This window comes from Erythrobacter colymbi (genome assembly GCF_002155685.1).
Taxonomy (GTDB): Bacteria; Pseudomonadota; Alphaproteobacteria; order Sphingomonadales; family Sphingomonadaceae; genus Erythrobacter; species Erythrobacter colymbi.
Genome location: NZ_MUYK01000001.1, coordinates 1 through 15,753, shown reverse-complemented (window position 1 = coordinate 15,753; position 15,753 = coordinate 1). Strand labels below are relative to the sequence as shown.

The following is a 15,753-nucleotide window of genomic DNA, read 5'->3' as shown; positions in this document are numbered from 1 at the left end:
AAGCGCGGGCAGCGCGTTGAAACCGCTCAGCCGACCGCGATCGGCGCGGCTCCGCCGGCCGGGCGATAGGCCTCCGCGCGGGCGGGAAGATCGGCTTCGGCGTTGTAGCGCGCCACCGCGCCGTCGATCGCCTCCGCGGCCTCGTGGGTGCTGACCGCAACGAGGCACCCGCCGAAGCCCGCCCCCGTCAGCCGCACGCCCCCGGCATCGCCCAGCCCTTCGGACACCATCTGCGCCAGCCGGTCGATCGGCGGCAGCGAGACATCGAAGTCCTGCGACAGCGAGATATGTGCCTCGCGCATCACCTCGGCGAGCTGCGCGGTATCGCCCTGCGCCAGCGCGATGGCGATGGGCTCGACCCGGTCCATCTCGGTCACCACATGGCGCGCGCGGCGGAACAGGGTGTGGTCGATATCGGGCTCGGCGCGCAGCAGCGTGTCCCAGTCGAGATCGCGCAGCGCCTTCACCCCGAAATGCGCCGCCACCGCCTCGCATTCGGCGCGGCGCTGGTTGAAGGCGCTTTCGGTGAGGCTGCGGCGGATGCCGGTGTCGATCACCGTTATCGCAAGGCTGGCGTGGATCGGGATCGGCAGGGTCTGGAGATTGCGGCAATCGAGCAGCAGCGCGTGATCGGCGACGCTCGCGGCCGAGGCCATCTGGTCCATGATCCCGCAGGCGCAGCCGACGAAATCGTTCTCGGCCAGCTGCGCGACCTTGGCGAGGGTTTCGGGCGCGAGGCTGAGGCCCGAATAGTCCGAGCACGCCAGCGCCACCGCCACGCCGAACGCGGCCGAGGACGACAGCCCCGCCCCGATCGGCACGTCGCCCGCCACCGCGATCCGCATCGGGCGCACCCGGTGGCCATAGCGCCCCAGCGCCTGCACCACCCCGCGCACATGGTTCTGCCAGTTGTTCTCGCCCGGACGTATCGGCGCGACCAGATCGAAGCTGTCGCGCGCGCTGGCCATGTCGCCCATGTCGAGCGCGACCGCTTCGAACAGCTTTTCCTTCGATTGCGGCGCGGGCGGACCGGCGGCGACGATGGTCTCGCGGTCGATCGCGCAGGGCAGGACATAGCCCTCGTTGTAGTCGACATGCTCGCCGATCAGGTTGACCCGCCCGGGCGCGGCGAAGAAGCGCGTCGGCTCCACGCCATAGGCCAGCCGGAAGCCCTGCCGGGCGCGGGCGATCAGTCTCTCGCGGCGATCCATGTGAAATACGTCCCTTGGTTAGAGCACTTTCCGACCAATGCGGGTCACCCTGATCGCGTCAGGAAGCCCGCTGGACAGGAGTGGCGCGCAGCGCGGGCCCTTCGGCCCCCGGGCAAGCGTCACGACGAAGCCAGCGGGCTTCCTGACGCGACCCCGCAGGGGCGGGCCGATTTTGGCCCAGCGCGGCGTCGCTCGTCGCTCACTATGCGTCAGCATGGCTCGCTCCTCGTTCCTTGCGCTGGGCCAAAATCGGCTCCGTCAGGGTGACCCGCATTGGTCGGAAAGTGCTCTAATCCCGGTAATGCACCAGGCCGCTGACAGAACGCAACATCTCTGCCGCGCGCTCCGGGGTGAGATCGCGCTGCGGCTCGGCGAGCATCTCGTAGCCGACCATGAACTTGCGCACCGAGGCCGAGCGCAGCAGCGGCGGGTAGAAATGCGCGTGGAGCTGCCAGTGCTCCGTCGGCCCTTGCGTGAAAGGTGCCTGATGCCAGCCCATCGAATAGGGGAAGCTGGTGCGGAACAGGTTGTCGTAACGGGTGGTGAGCGCCTTGAGGATCGCGGCAAGGCTGTCGCGCTGGCTGGCGGCGAGATCCGGCAGGCGCTGGACGGCAAAGCGCGGCAACACCAACGTCTCGAACGGCCACGCCGCCCAGAAGGGGACGATGGCGAGCCAGTCGGCGTTGGCCTCCACCACCCGCTCGCCCTCTGCCTCGCGCTCCGCAACGTCGATAAGCAGCGGGCGGCCGTGCGCGGCAAGGTATGCGCGCTGGGTCGCGTCCTCGGTCGCGGTTTCCTGCGGCACATGCGCGGTCGCCCAGACCTGCCCGTGGGGATGGGGGTTCGAGCACCCCATTTGTCCGCCCTTGTTCTCGAACACCTGCACGCTGGCGAAACGCTCGCCCAGCTCGGCGGTCTGGTTGGCCCAGGTGTCGACCACCGCGCGCAGCTGGGCGGGGGTGAGCAGGGGCAGAGACTTGCCGTGATCGGGCGAGAAGCAGATCACCCGGCACACGCCGCCCGAGGCTTCGGCGCGGAACAGGGGATCGGGCGAGACTTCCCCGCCCGCCTCGTCGGCGAGCGCGGGGAAATCATTGTCGAAGACGTAGACGCCCTCGTAAGCCGGGTTCGCCTCGCCGCCGACGCGGGTGTTGCCGGGGCACAGGTAGCAGGCCGGATCATAGGCGGGCGGCGGCGGATCGGGCTCGCTCGTCTCGCCCTGCCACGGCCGCCCCATGCGCTGCGGGGAGACCTGCACCCAGCCGCCCGTTAGCGGGTTATGGCGGCGGTGCGGACGGGCGAGGTCGAGCGTCATGTGAAGACCTCTTCCTCGGGCCGCGGCCTTGCCAGCTGCGCGAACACCTCGCGCGGGGCGAAGCGCACCCGCCCGCCCAGCGCCAGGCGGTTGAAGGCAAGCGCCGCGATCACGCTCGTCACCAGCGTCACCACCATGAAGTCGATATAGTGCAGCCCGATCATGCCGCCCGGCTCGAGCACGAAGCTGTAGAGCGCATAGAGCGCAAAGCCCCACACCACGCCGACGATGGCCGCGCGGCTCTCCACGCCGGTGAACAGCAGCCCGACGATGAAGGCCGAGAGGATCGGCATCGAAGAGAGGCCGTTCAATTGCTGGAGCAGGTTGATGATGCTCTTGGCGTTGTCGAACACCGGCACCAGAGCGACCGAGGTGACCGTCAGGATCGCGGTCACCGTGCGCGACAGCTGCCGGTGGTCGGAAACCTTGCGGATGAACTTGTCGTGGAAGTCGACCGCATAGAGCCCCACCGCCGCGTTCATCACTGCGGCGGTGTGGGCGATGACGGCAGCCGCGATGGCAGCGGCGAAGACGCCCGAGAGCCACGGCGGGAGCACCTCGCCCACCAGCCTGCCATAGGCGGCATCGTCGATGTCGCCGAACAGCTGGAAGGCGACCACGCCCGGGATCACGACAATCGCCGGGATGATCAGGATGCGCACCACCGCGGCGGCGAGCACGCCCTTCTGCGCCTCCTTCACCGAAGGCGCGGCCATCGCCTTCTGGGTGATCGGCTGATTGGTCGACCAGTAGAAGATCTGGATGAAGATCATGCCGGTGAACAGGGTGTGGAACGGGATCGGGCTGTCAGCCGCGCCCACCATCGTCAGCCGCTCTGCCGGAACACCGCGCGCGATGTCCCAATCGACCGCGTTCAGCGCCAGCACAACCACCAGCACCGCGATTGCAAGCACGCCGATGCCCGAATAGGTCTCCATCACCGCGACCGCACGCAGCCCCCCCGCCATGGTGTAGGCCGCTGCAATCAACCCCAGCACCCCCGCCAGCACCCGCAGATCGAAGTCGATCCCGGCGGTCTTCAGGAACAGCGCGCCCGAATAGAGCCCTGCGGGAAGGTAGATCAGCACCATCCCGAACAGGAACAGCGCCGACACCAGCGTGCGGATGCCGCCCCCGTTGTAGCGCTGTTCGAGCAGCTCGGTCACGGTCGTCACTCTGGCGCGGTAGTAGATCGGCACAAACACATAGGCGAGGATCAGCAGGCCCACGAACCCGCTGATCTCCCACCAGGCGAGCAGCAGCATCTGGTTGCCGTTCATGCCGACAAGCTGATCGGTGGAGAGGTTGGTGAGCGTGATCGCGCCCGCGACGAACAGCCAGCTCAGTTTGTTGCCCGCCAGATAGACGTCCTTGTCCGACCCGTCGTGCCGGTCGCGCCTGATGGTGAGCCAGGTGACGAGTGCGATCGCCGCGGTCACCCCCAGACAGACCGCGATCTGGACCATGCTCCCGCCGGTTATGGCTTGCGACATTGTATGCTTTCCCCTCTCTCTCGCGGCGGTTACAGCGCATTGGCGGGGGCCGGACAAGCCTTGCAGGCGATAATTGTCCCCGGCGCGGGAGAGGGAATTGAACGGCAGTCCTCGGTTTTCACGGCTCGATGGCGAGCGCACCAGCGTGGTCTGGATGGCGCGGGGGGATGCACTGGCGCTGCTCCACCTCGGCGCGCGCCTGCCCAATGACGAAGATCTAGTTGCGCTGGCCGCTGCCGCTGCACGGGGCCGGCACGAGAACCAGCCCGATGTGCCGCCCACCGGCGGCCTCCTGCCCGATCCGCGCACCGGCTGGCGCGGGCCGCTGCTGGCGGAGTTCGATCTGCACGGCCAGCCGGTCACGCCGCGCTGGAGGGAGCTGACACTCCAGACCACCCCCGACCGCCGGACGATCTGGGCAGACTGGAAGGACGAGGCGCTCGAGACCCACCTCCGGATCAGCTGGACGATGGACGCAGGCGACGTGATCCGCACCCGCGCGCAATTCATCGACACCGGGCCGCGCGCCATCGACGAGCGCGGGGTTGTGACCACCCGCTGCGCCTCGCTGCTGCTGCCCCTGCCGCGCGGGTTCGGACACGTGACCCATTTCGCCGGACGCTGGGCCGACGATATGCGCGCCGAGCGCCTGCCCGTCACCCGCGCGGGCCTCTCATGGGCCTCGCGCGGGGGGAAGTCGGGCTTCGCGGGCGGGGACTGGCTGGCCTTCGACGACGCGGAGACCGGCGCGCAGCTCGGCTTCCACATCGCCGCGACCGGCGATCACGAGGTGCGGATCGAGCGCAATGACGATGGCGACGCCGTGCTGGTCGCCGAGACCCCGGTCGGCGTGGAGGGCAGGTCGATATTCGACACGCCCGAAGCGCTGATCGTCTGGGCGCCGGACGCAGCCACCCTCACCCGCGCCTTTCACACCCACGCCCGCGCGCGGCTGGCCCGCCATCCCCACAATCCCCCGCGCGAGCGCCGCGTCCACTTCAACACCTGGGAAGCCTGCACCTTCGACTTCGACGAGGCCCGCCTGATGCGCCTCGCCGAGGACGCCGCGATGCTGGGTGCCGAACGCTTCGTGCTCGACGACGGCTGGTTCAAGGGCCGCAGCTCCGATCGCGCGGGGCTGGGCGACTGGGTACCCGATCCGGTCCGCTTCCCCAACGGCCTCGGCCCGCTGATCGCGCATGTGAAGGCGCTCGGCATGGATTTCGGCCTGTGGGTCGAGCCCGAGATGGTCTCGCCCGACAGCGACCTCTACCGCGCGCATCCCGACTGGTGCCTGCACGAACCCGGCCTGCCGCGCCCCACGGAGCGCAACCAGCTGGTGCTCGATTTCACCAGGCCGGAAGTGGGCGACCACATCCAGGCATGCATCGCCAGGCTGCTGCGCGAGAACGACATCGCCTACCTCAAGTGGGACCACAACCGCCGCCTGTTCCCGCTGCCTGCTTTGGGGACGCATAGCGGACGGCTGGACATGATGTGGTATCAGCTGCGCGCGGACTTCCCCGACACCATGATCGAAAGCTGCTCGAGCGGCGGGGGGCGGATCGACATGGGGCTGCTCGGACGGATCGAGCGGTTCTGGCCCTCCGACAACAACGACGCGATCGAGCGCATCCGGATCATGCGCGAATGGAGCCGGTTCATGCCGCTCGAAGTGCTCGGCAGCCATGTCGGGCCCTCGCCCAATCCGATCACCGGGCGGCGCCTCGCAATGGACTTCCGCGCCAAGGTGGCGGTGTTCGGGCACATGGGGGTCGAGGCTGACCCCGCCCGCATGACCGACAAGGAGCGAGAGAGCCTTGCCGCCCATATCGCGCTCTACAAGCAATGGCGCTCCGTGCTGCACGCGGGCGATCTGCATCACCTTGCCCATCCCGATCCGAACGTCACCGGCATGATGGTGACCCATGAGGACAAGGCTCTCGCCCTCGTCGCGCAGACCGCCTTTTCGCCGGTGTTCGATGCCGCACCCGTCAGGCTCGCGGGCCTCGATCCGCAGGCGCGCTACCGCGTCACCCTGCCCGAGCCGTGGCCGCCGCGCGCGCGGCACTACCTCGGCGATCCCGACGCATGGCGCGCGGGGCTTGTCCTTTCGGGCGCGGCGCTGATGACCCACGGCCTTGCGCTCCCCCTCACCCACCCCGAAACCGCGTGGATCATCGCGCTGGAGACAATCGCGTGAAACTCGGCTGCTGCTACTATCCCGAACACTGGCCGGAGGAATGGTGGGCCGAGGACGCGCGGCGGATGGCGGAGATGGGCCTCTCGCTCGTGCGCATCGGCGAATTCGCGTGGAGCCGGATCGAGCCCGAGCCGGGCCATTACGACTGGGGCTGGCTCGACCGTGCGATCGAAACACTGGCGAGCGCGGGCCTCAAGGTGATCCTCGGCACCCCCACCGCCACCCCGCCCAAGTGGCTGGTCGACCGGATGCCCGACATGGTCGCCATCGACGAGCAGGGCCGCCCGCGCGGCTTCGGATCCCGGCGGCATTATTGCTTCAGCCACGAGGGTTATCGCGCCGAATGCCGCCGGATCGTAACCGCCTTGGCGGAGCGTTACGGCAAGCACCCCGCGCTCGCCATGTGGCAGACCGATAACGAATATGGCTGCCACGACACGGTGCTCAGCTTTTCGGATGCCGCCGCGAGTGCCTTCCGCGGCTGGTGTGCGGCGCGTTATGGCACCCCGCAGGCGCTGAACGAAGCATGGGGCAACGTGTTCTGGAGCATGGAATATCGCTCCTTCGCCGAGATCGATCCGCCGCACCTCACCGTCACCGAAGCGAACCCCGCGCACTGGCTCGATTATCGCCGCTTCGCTTCCGATCAGGTGGCGAGCTTCAACCGCGAGCAGGTGGACATCATCCGCGCGCACTCCCCCGGCGTCGACATCACCCACAACTTCATGGGCTTCTTCACCGAGTTCGATCACCACGACGTCGGCCGCGATATCGATGTGGCGACGTGGGACAGCTACCCGCTCGGCTTCCTCGAACAGTTCTGGTTCTCGGACGCAGAAAAGCGCGCCTACCTGCGGCAGGGCCACCCCGATATTGCCGCCTTCCACCACGATCTCTATCGCGGGTGTTCGAACGGGCGCTGGGGGGTGATGGAGCAGCAGCCCGGCCCGGTGAACTGGGCGCGCTTCAACCCTGCGCCGCTGCCGGGGATGGTCGCGCTGTGGACCCTCGAGGCCTGCGCCCACGGGGCCGAGCTCACCAGCTATTTCCGCTGGCGGCAGGCGCCTTTCGCGCAGGAGCAGATGCACGCCGGGCTCCTGCGGCCCGACAGCTCCGAGGCCGAAGCGGCGGAAGAGGTGCGCACGGCGGCGAAGGTATTGGCAGAAATCGGCCCGCAGGCCTGCGCGAAAGCGCCGGTCGCGCTGGTGTTCTCCTACGAGGCCGCGTGGGTCGTCGGCATCCAGCCGCAGGGCAAGAGCTTCCGCTATCTGGAGCTGGTGTTCGAGGCCTATTCTGCGCTGCGCCAGAAGGGCCTCGACGTCGATATCGTCGCGCCCTCGGCCGACCTGTCGGGCTATCGCATGCTCGTGGTGCCGACCCTGCCGATCGTTCCGCAAGGCTTTGCGGAAAAGCTCGCAGCGTTCGATGGCCCCGTCCTTCTGGGCCCGCGGTCAGGGAGCAAGACGGCGAGCTTCTGCATCCCCGATGGCCTCGCGCCCGGGGCCTTGCGCGATCTGACCGGCGTGACCGTCACCCGCGTCGAGAGTCTGCGGGACGGGGTGGCCGAACCGGCGGAGAGCTTTGCCGTCACCCGCTGGCGCGAGGATGTCGCCAGCGATGATGCGCCCGAACTGGTGGACGCCGCGGGCCGCACGGTCGTTTCCTACAAGGACGGCGTCCGATACTGCGCGATCTGGCCCGACCGCGCGCTGCTCGCCCTGCTGGTCGAGCGCATGGCCGCCGAGGCTGGCGTCGAATTACGCGATCTTCCCGAGGGAATCCGGGTGCGGCGCACGCAAGCCCATGTTTTCACATTCAATTATGCCGCGCAGCCGGTTTTTGTGCCCCATTTAGGGGCCACCTTGCCCCCTGCCAGCTGGCATCTCAACCCCCGCTAGACCCCGCCAAACCCCCTCTAGACCCCCTCCAGCAGGCGCCTGTAATGCGATTCCAGCGTCTCCGCGCCGAATTCGGGGGTGAGGTCGGGGGAATAGGTGCCGGTCGCGGGATCGAGAACCAGCATCGACTCGGTCGCGTAATAGCGCGCGATGCGGGCATATTCGGCCTTCTCGGCAAACCACCCCGAAAAGGGCGCACCGAGGGCAAGGATGCGCTCGGCGACAGTGAATATCTTGGGCGAGACCGACTTGAATTTCGGCGGCTTCCCGGCAGCACGGAACAGGATTTCTCCCTGTTCTTTCAAAGAGATGGCAGGCCCCGGCCCGCCGACGGGCAGCACCTTGCCGCGCATGGCCGGATTGTCGATGCATCCCACGATGAAGGCCGCCAGATCATCGTCGCTGATCGGCTTGCAGCGGGTGAGATTGCCATCGCCGAAGATCAGGAAGGGCTTGCCCGCTTTCACCCTTTTTACCTGTCCGCTCAATGACTTGAAGAAGGCGGTGGGGCGGACGATGGTATAGTCCATTCCGCTCGCCGCCAGCTCGGCCTCGAAGGCGAGCTTGGCGTGCTGGAAGGCGAGCAGCGGCTTCTGCACGCAGATTGCCGAGAGCAGGATGAAATGCCCCGCCCCCGCCGCCTGCGCGGCCTTCAGGAGATCGGAATTGGCTTGATAATCAACCGCCTGCGCATCCCTAGGCGCACCCGAGCGCGAGGCGATGCACGAGATCACGACCGCGGGCTGCACGGCTTTCAGCGCCTCCGGATCGGCCCAATCGCCCCGCGACAGCGCCGTCACATGGTGCTCCTCGGCCTCGAGCCGCCGCAGCACCGCCGCGCCGATGGTGCCGCTCGCGCCCGCAAGAGCAACGCGGCGCGGCGTAGGAGTGGCCCTGGTCATTCCCCACTCTAACCCGCCCTTGGGCCAAGCGCAAAAGTGCGAGTTGCCGCCCCGCCCTTGCGCGGCCCAGCATCCCGTCGCATCATCCCGGACGGGAGAGGAGAGGCTTGAGCCATGGCAGACTATGATCTGGTGATCCGCGGCGGCACCATCGCCGACGGGACGGGGGGCGACCTCGTCGAAGGCGACGTCGGCATCGCCGGCGGACGGGTTGCCGCCATCGACAAGGGCCTCGGGCGCGGGGCGCAGGAGATCGAAGCCAAAGGCAAGATCGTCACCCCCGGCTTCATCGACGTCCACACCCATTATGACGGCCAGTGCATCTGGGCCGAGGAACTCTCCCCCTCCTCCTCGCACGGGGTGACGACCGCGGTGATGGGCAATTGCGGGGTCGGCTTCGCGCCCTGCCGCAAGAGCGATCACGACATGCTCATCAACGTCATGGAGGGCGTCGAGGACATCCCCGGCGTGGTGATGACCGAGGGCCTGCCGTGGGACTGGGAGACCTTCCCCGAATATCTCGACACGGTCGCCGCCGGAAAGCGCGATATCGATGTCGCCGCCTACCTCCCCCATTCGCCCTTGCGGGTCTATGCGATGGGCGAGCGGGGTGCGGCGCGCGAAGTCGCCACCGATGACGATCTCGCCCTCATGCGCCGCCTCACCGCCGAGGCGATGCGCGCGGGCGCGCTCGGCTTTGCGACCTCGCGCCTGTCGATCCACAAGACCGCCGACGGGCAGGCGATCCCGACCTTCGACACCGACATCGCCGAGCTGGAAGCGATCACCAGCGGCATGAAGGATGCGGGCGCGGGCACCTTTCAGGTGGTGCTCGACGCCTTCGTCGGGTGGGACAAGGAATACCGCGTGATCGAGCGGGTGATCGCCGCCTCGGGCCGACCTGCGACCTTCACTCTCGCCTCGGGCAATGAAGGCCCCCCGCGCTGGCGGCGGGTGCTGGAGATGCTCGAGCGCACCAATGCCGAGGGCGGGGTCGCCCACGCGCAGATCATGCCGCGCCCCATCGGCCTGATCGCGGGGCTGGAGCTGACGGTGCACCCCTTCGTGCTGTGCCCCTCGTGGGAGAAGATCGCGCACCTTTCGATTCCCGAACAGGTCGCCGCGATGCGCGATCCCGCCCTGCGCGCGGCGCTGATTACCGACGATTTCACCCCCGGCCACCCCTTCAACGAGCTCGCCCGCAACTGGCGCTGGCTGTTCCCGCTCGACAACCCGCCCGACTATGCTCCGCCTGCGCATATGAGCATGGCGGGCCAGGCCGCCGCGCGCGGGTGTACGCCGCAGGAGGTCGCCTATGACCGCCTGCTGGAGACCGAGGGCCGCGGCCTGTTCCTCGCCGCGCTCGGCAATTACGAGAACGCCACGCTCGACAGCGCGCACGAAATGCTGCGCCACCCGCACTGCGTCCCCGGTCTCGGCGATGGCGGGGCGCATTACGGGGCGATCTGCGATGCGAGCTATTCGACCTATCTGCTGACCCAGTTCGTGCAGAAGCAGGGGCCGCTGCAACTCGGCCTCGCCGAGGCGGTGCACATGCTGTCCGCCAAGGCGGCGCGGGCGGTGGGCTTCACCGACCGCGGCACGCTGACGGTGGGCGGACGGGCCGACCTCAACGTGATCGATTTGGATGGCCTGACCCTGCACCTGCCCGAAGTCGTGCGCGATCTGCCCGCCGGCGGCCGCCGGTTGCACCAGCGCGCGACCGGCTACGAGGCGACCATCGTTGCCGGCGAGGTCATCCGGCGCTTCGACGAAAGCACCGGCGCGCGGCCGGGCAAGCTGGTGCGCGGCGCGGGATACCGGGCCGCCGCCTAGAAGGTAGAGGTTCCGATCCCGCCGTCGACCACCAGCGATTGCCCGGTGACGTAGCTCGCCTGGGCCGAGCAGAACATTGCCACCAGTGCGCCCAGATCCTCGGCATCGCCGAAGCGCCCGGCGGGGATGCGGATCGCCTTGACGAAAGCCTCGGCCTCCTCGGCATAGGTGCGGCCTTTGGCAGCGGCGCGCGGGCCGAGCGCTTCCTCGGCGCCGGGCGTGTGGTGCATCCCCGGCAGCACCGAATTGATCGTCACGCCATGCGGGGCAAGCTCCTTGGAGATCGCGTGGCAATAATTGGCGAGCGCCGCGCGCGGCGGGCCGGAGAGCACCCGCATCGCCGCAGGATACTTGGCCGCGCCGGTGGAGATGTTGACGATCCGGCCCCAGCGCCGCTCGACCATCGGGCCGGTCACTGCCTTGATGTAGTCGATCGGGCTCAGCAGCGCGGTCGCCACCGCCTTCTCGAAATCCGCGCGCGAGACCGAGCGGAAGTCGCCGGTGAAGGGCGGCGGGGCGCAGGTGGCCACCAGAATGTCGGGATCGGGGATCGCGGCGAGGATCGTGTTGCGTCCCTCCTCGCTGGCATGGTCGGCGATGATCGGGTGAACCTTGGCCCCGGTCTCGGCAGCGATGGCGCGGCAGGTCGCCTCGAGCCTTTCGGCGCCCCTTGCCGAGATGAACACCTCGCAGCCCTCGCGCGCCAGAGCGAGCGCCGCACCCCTGCCCATGCCCGCGCTGCCGCCGTTGACCAGCGCCCTGCGGCCGGCAATTCCCAGATCCATCGTTCCGCTCTCCCGCCTCGTGTCACGCCATTGTCGCGCAACGAGGCGCGGCGTAAACTGGCGAACTTGCTGGCGGATCAGGAGGCGGGCTTGGCCGCGAAGAGCAGGCCCTTGCCCGCGCCCGGCACCGCCTCATAGCCCTCGGGCGCGCGCATGTCCTTGGGGTAATCGCCGACGATCCAGATATGGGTGAACACCCCGCGCGGCAGGCGCCGGAGCGCAGTCGAGAGGCGCGGGCGGTTGCGGCTTTCCTTGCAATCCTCGCGCACCACCAGATGCGAGGGATCGCGCACGAAGGGCTCGGCGGCGGGGTAGCTGACCTTGAGGGGGTTCACGCCCGGCTGCTGCCACTGGTCGTTCACGAAGGCGCTCTTGCGGGCCATCGCCGCGCCCGAGAGGTGATCGAGCGGCGCGAGCGCCCAGCGGGTGCGGCACGGCTTCACCGAAAGGAACACGACACGCGCGCCTTCAGGCATCCGCTCGACCGCAGGCAGGGCGGCCTGCACGATGCGGTCCTGGTTGATATAGGCCTGCGTGGTCGAGGCCATGCGCACCCCGAAGAAGGCCAGCGCCAGCCCGCTCGCCACCAGCAGCGCCTTCGCGTTTGTCCGCTGTGGCGCGATCGCGACCAGCGCGATGGCGAGCGCATAGGGCAGCAGGCGCATGTCGGCGAAGGCCGATCCGAACACGCGGAACGGCAGGGCGATGAAGAAGGCGAGGCACAGCAGCGCCGCGATCCCCGTGCCCCGCTCGAACTTCACGGTGCGGCTGAACAGCGCCCACAGCAGCAGCACCAGCACCGCCACCACAGAGCCGATGTCGAAGTCGCGCCAATAGGTGCGCAGCGGCGACATCGCCCAGTTGAGCTTGAACTGCCACGCCCAGCCCGACATCGCCGCGCCCGAGCTCTCGGCGCGCCAGATCACCATCGGGATGACCGGCAGCAGCAGCGGCCAGCACGCAGCCAGGATGCGCAGCACCGCGCGCACCGGATGCATTCGCGCCGTCCAGACTTCGGCCAGCATCGTCGATCCGGCGAGCAGGCCGAGGAAGGCCCAGCCATAGGTATGCGCGACCCAGATCGCCGCGCCGCTTACCGCCAGCCACAGCGCCGCGGCACCCTCGCGGCCCTGCTTGCGGATGCGCAGCCACGCGGCATAGGCGAGCAGCGCCAGCGCCATGCTCAAGGCGTAGTTGATGAAGCCGTAGTTGAACGGGAAGCCGTAGATCATCGGGATCGCGGCGACCGCGAAGGGGGTGACGCGCCCGTGCACCTCGCGGCTGACCAGCAGCAGCCCGAGCGCGCCGAGCAATTGCGTGATCATCACCGTTGCCCTGACCGATCCCTCGAGCCCCAGCAGCGGGTGCAGCACCTCGACCAGAATGTCCCCGCCAAGGTTGCCGATCAGCTTCCAGTCGTAGGTGAAATAGGGCTGCAAGCCCGGGCGCTGCGCCAGCTCGGTCTGCACGGCGTAGCGGCCGAGGTGGCCGTAGAGATCGGTCAGCGGGGCGATCCCCACCACCAGCAGCGGGGCAATCGCGATAAGACACACGAGCAGGATCGCGGGCCAGCGGTCGAGCAGCCCGAACAGGCGCGGCGAGCCGCCCTGCGGCGCACCGGAGTGGATGTGCGAGAGGTTCATTCGGAGGTGGCGGGCTTGAAGACGAAGAATTGCGAGAGGAGGAAGAAGATCACGATATAGGCCCCGATCGCGGGCAGCTGCGCGAGCGCGCTATCCGCGCCGAGCACCGATTGCGCCGCTATCAGCACCGCGACATTGACGCCGTAAGCCACCGCGAAGGCGGCGAGGAACTTGGCCACCTCGCGCACCGACACCGCGCCCGTCACCCCGAACACGAAGCGGCGGTTGAGGGTGAAGGACAGGAGCAGCCCCACGGCATAGCCCGCGGCATTGGCGGCCAGCCCGCTCATCCCGGCCCACAGCCCGCCGAAGATCACCGCCCAGCCGACAGCCGAATTGGCAAGGCCCGTCAGACCGAAGCGCAGCAGCCGGGCCAGCATGGGATCAGCGCGCGACGAGGCAGTACTGCGCGCCCAGCGGCAGCCAGCCGAGCCAGCGCTCGAGCGGGCGCAGGGGGGCGAGGAACGCGGGGAAGAACAGCGTCCAGCGCAGTGCGACATCGGTAAAGCCCGCCGCGCGAAACCGGCGGCGCATCTCGGGCGCGCTGATCAGCACTGCATTGGCATCGAACGGGCAGGTCGCCACCGCATGGCGCGTCGCCGGGTTCCACGGGTTGTGCTCGAACAGGATGAAGCGCCCCTGCGGGCTCAGTGTGCGGCGGATCTCGCGCAGCAGGCGGATGTGGTCCTCTTCGGGGATGTGGTGGAACACGCAGGCCGTGAACACCATGTCGAAGCTGCCCTCGCCGAAGGGGAGGGTCTGCCCGTCATAGCACACCGTCTCGAGCGGCCGGATCGCGCGCGCCTGGCAATGGGTGAGCGAGCGCGAGGACACGTCGAGCGCGGTCAGCGCCGCATCGGGGAATTCGCGCTGGAGGTGGGCGACACAATTGCCCCGCCCCGCGCCAAAATCCATCATCCGCCGCGGGCTGAGGCCGGCATCGGCCATCACCCGCGCGGCTTCCTTCGCCTTGTACTCGGCGAAGAAATCCGGGTCCTCGCCGCTCAGCTTGACCGAGGCGGCGTGCTGCGCATCATATTCATCGACATAGGCGTCGAACTCAGCCTGCGACACGGATCGCCTCATTGACCTTGGCACCGTTCCGCTTTTCGGCAACGGGCGCCGGCTCGGGTTCCTCGTTGGCGGCGGCGGGGTGGCGGCGCACTTCGGAGACGATGAACAGCGGGCGCTGTTTGCCCTCCATGTACATCCGGCCGAGATATTCGCCGAACACGCCCAGCACCAGCAGCTGCACCGAGCCGAGGATCAGCGTCAGCGCGGCAAGGCTGGCCCAGCCCTGCACCGCGCCGCCCTGCATCCATGCACCCACGACCCACACCAGCGAGGCCAGCCCGGCGAGGCCGAACAGCATGCCCAGATGCGAGGCAAAGCGCAGCGGCACGACCGAGAAGCTCGTGATCGCATCCACCGCCAGCGCGATCATCTTGCGCAGCGGATAGTTGGTCTCGCCCGCATAGCGCGCGTCACGCTCGTAGGGGAAGGCGGTCTGGTTGAAGCCGATATAGCTCACGAGCCCGCGGATGAAGCGATAGCGCTCGGGCATGGCATTCAATTGGTCGACCACGCGCCGGGTCATCAGGCGGAAATCGCCGGTGTCGCGCGGGATGTGGGTGTCGACCATGCTCGCCAGCGTGCGGTAGAACATCGCCGCGGTGCCGCGCTTGAAGGCGGTCTCGCCGTGGCGCTTGATGCGCTGGCCATAGACCACGTCATAGCCTTCGCGCACCCGCTCCAGCATCGGGCCGAGCAGTTCGGGCGGGTCCTGCAGGTCGGCATCGAGCACGAAGACGAGCTGCCCGCGCACGTGATGGAGGCCCGCGGTCAGCGCCAGCTGGTGGCCGTGGTTGCGCGACAGGTTGATCGCGACGATGCGCGGATCGCGGTCGGCATGCTGGCAGATCGCATTCCAGCTGCCGTCCTTCGATCCGTCATTCACGAGGATCAGCTCGTAACGGTCGGCGAAGATCGCATGGGCGGCGGCGGTCACGCGCTCGATCAGCGCGTCGAGACCGGCCTCCTCGTTGTAGACCGGAATGACGACCGACAGCTCGCAGGAGCTCGGATATGGCTGCGATACCTGCAAGTGACCTGTCCTCCTAAGCTTGGGATAACGCTAACGGAAAAAGGTTAAATCGCGCACCCTGGCCCACTGCCCCGGACATCCGCCCCGCGCGATGAGGCGTGTGGTGCCGCTTACGTGACTCGAACACGTGACCCCATCATTACGAATGATGTGCTCTACCGACTGAGCTAAAGCGGCAATCCGACAAGTGCGACCTAGGCCTTGCGGCGTTTGTTCGCAATCGCAAAAAGGTGGAGGCCCGAGCCGGAATCGAACCGGCGTATACGGATTTGCAGTCCGCTGCGTCACCACTCCGCCATCGGGCCGAGCCTCCCCGGGGCTTACGCTCCGGACGGAAGCGGCGCACTAGCGATTCGGGGGCGG

General features: G+C 68.2%; 12 protein-coding genes and 2 tRNA genes. 3 read left to right on the top strand and 11 right to left on the bottom strand.

Features of this window, described 5'->3' with window-relative positions:
- Positions 1-26: 26 nt before the first annotated feature.
- From galK to BZF57_RS00060, 3 genes are all read right to left on the bottom strand, one after another.
- Entirely contained in the window at positions 27-1,211 is a 1,185-nt protein-coding gene (galK, locus tag BZF57_RS00070; RefSeq protein ID WP_086733348.1) for a galactokinase, read from the bottom strand.
- A 289-nt stretch (positions 1,212-1,500) separates the two neighbouring features.
- On the bottom strand, positions 1,501-2,526 hold the full coding sequence (locus BZF57_RS00065) for a UDP-glucose--hexose-1-phosphate uridylyltransferase (protein ID WP_086733346.1): 1,026 nt from the start codon (positions 2,524-2,526) through the stop codon (positions 1,501-1,503).
- A complete protein-coding gene (locus BZF57_RS00060) occupies positions 2,523-4,019 on the bottom strand; it encodes a sodium:solute symporter family transporter (protein WP_240505795.1) in 1,497 nt (498 codons plus the stop codon). The genes BZF57_RS00065 and BZF57_RS00060 overlap by 4 nt, the downstream gene beginning before the upstream one ends.
- 97 nt (positions 4,020-4,116) lie before the next feature.
- Between BZF57_RS00060 and BZF57_RS00055 the strand changes: the two genes are divergently transcribed.
- Positions 4,117-6,222 (top strand): alpha-galactosidase, encoded by a 2,106-nt coding sequence (locus BZF57_RS00055; protein WP_143738263.1) that lies wholly within the window; start codon positions 4,117-4,119, stop codon positions 6,220-6,222.
- Positions 6,219-8,120 (top strand): beta-galactosidase, encoded by a 1,902-nt coding sequence (locus BZF57_RS00050; RefSeq protein ID WP_086733339.1) that lies wholly within the window; start codon positions 6,219-6,221, stop codon positions 8,118-8,120. Before BZF57_RS00055 ends, BZF57_RS00050 begins: the two co-directional genes overlap by 4 nt.
- 17 nt (positions 8,121-8,137) lie before the next feature.
- Here BZF57_RS00050 and BZF57_RS00045 read toward each other — a convergent pair whose 3' ends face one another.
- Complete coding sequence (locus BZF57_RS00045; RefSeq protein ID WP_086733337.1) at positions 8,138-9,022, bottom strand: NAD(P)H-binding protein; 885 nt, start codon at positions 9,020-9,022, stop codon at positions 8,138-8,140.
- Between the two features lie 114 nt (positions 9,023-9,136).
- Here BZF57_RS00045 and BZF57_RS00040 point away from each other — a divergent pair, with 114 nt between their 5' ends.
- Complete coding sequence (locus BZF57_RS00040) at positions 9,137-10,858, top strand: N-acyl-D-amino-acid deacylase family protein (protein WP_086733335.1); 1,722 nt, start codon at positions 9,137-9,139, stop codon at positions 10,856-10,858.
- On the opposite strand, the gene BZF57_RS00035 is transcribed toward BZF57_RS00040, so the two are convergent.
- The 7 genes from BZF57_RS00035 to BZF57_RS00005 form a co-directional block, all read right to left on the bottom strand.
- On the bottom strand, positions 10,855-11,643 hold the full coding sequence (locus BZF57_RS00035) for an SDR family oxidoreductase (protein ID WP_086733333.1): 789 nt from the start codon (positions 11,641-11,643) through the stop codon (positions 10,855-10,857). The genes BZF57_RS00040 and BZF57_RS00035 overlap by 4 nt on opposite strands.
- A gap of 77 nt (positions 11,644-11,720) precedes the next feature.
- Positions 11,721-13,286 (bottom strand): hypothetical protein, encoded by a 1,566-nt coding sequence (locus tag BZF57_RS00030; protein WP_086733331.1) that lies wholly within the window; start codon positions 13,284-13,286, stop codon positions 11,721-11,723.
- On the bottom strand, positions 13,283-13,666 hold the full coding sequence (locus BZF57_RS00025) for a GtrA family protein (RefSeq protein WP_162290922.1): 384 nt from the start codon (positions 13,664-13,666) through the stop codon (positions 13,283-13,285). The genes BZF57_RS00030 and BZF57_RS00025 overlap by 4 nt, the downstream gene beginning before the upstream one ends.
- A gap of 4 nt (positions 13,667-13,670) precedes the next feature.
- Positions 13,671-14,360 carry a class I SAM-dependent methyltransferase gene (locus BZF57_RS00020; RefSeq protein WP_086733327.1) on the bottom strand — a complete coding sequence of 230 codons (690 nt, stop codon included), beginning with the start codon at positions 14,358-14,360 and terminating at the stop codon, positions 13,671-13,673.
- Positions 14,347-15,390, bottom strand: a complete 1,044-nt coding sequence (locus BZF57_RS00015; RefSeq protein ID WP_086733325.1) for a glycosyltransferase family 2 protein — start codon at positions 15,388-15,390, stop codon at positions 14,347-14,349. Before BZF57_RS00015 ends, BZF57_RS00020 begins: the two co-directional genes overlap by 14 nt.
- 101 nt (positions 15,391-15,491) lie before the next feature.
- A tRNA-Thr gene (locus tag BZF57_RS00010) sits at positions 15,492-15,567 on the bottom strand.
- 54 nt (positions 15,568-15,621) lie between these two features.
- A tRNA-Cys gene (locus BZF57_RS00005) sits at positions 15,622-15,695 on the bottom strand.
- Positions 15,696-15,753: the final 58 nt, after the last annotated feature.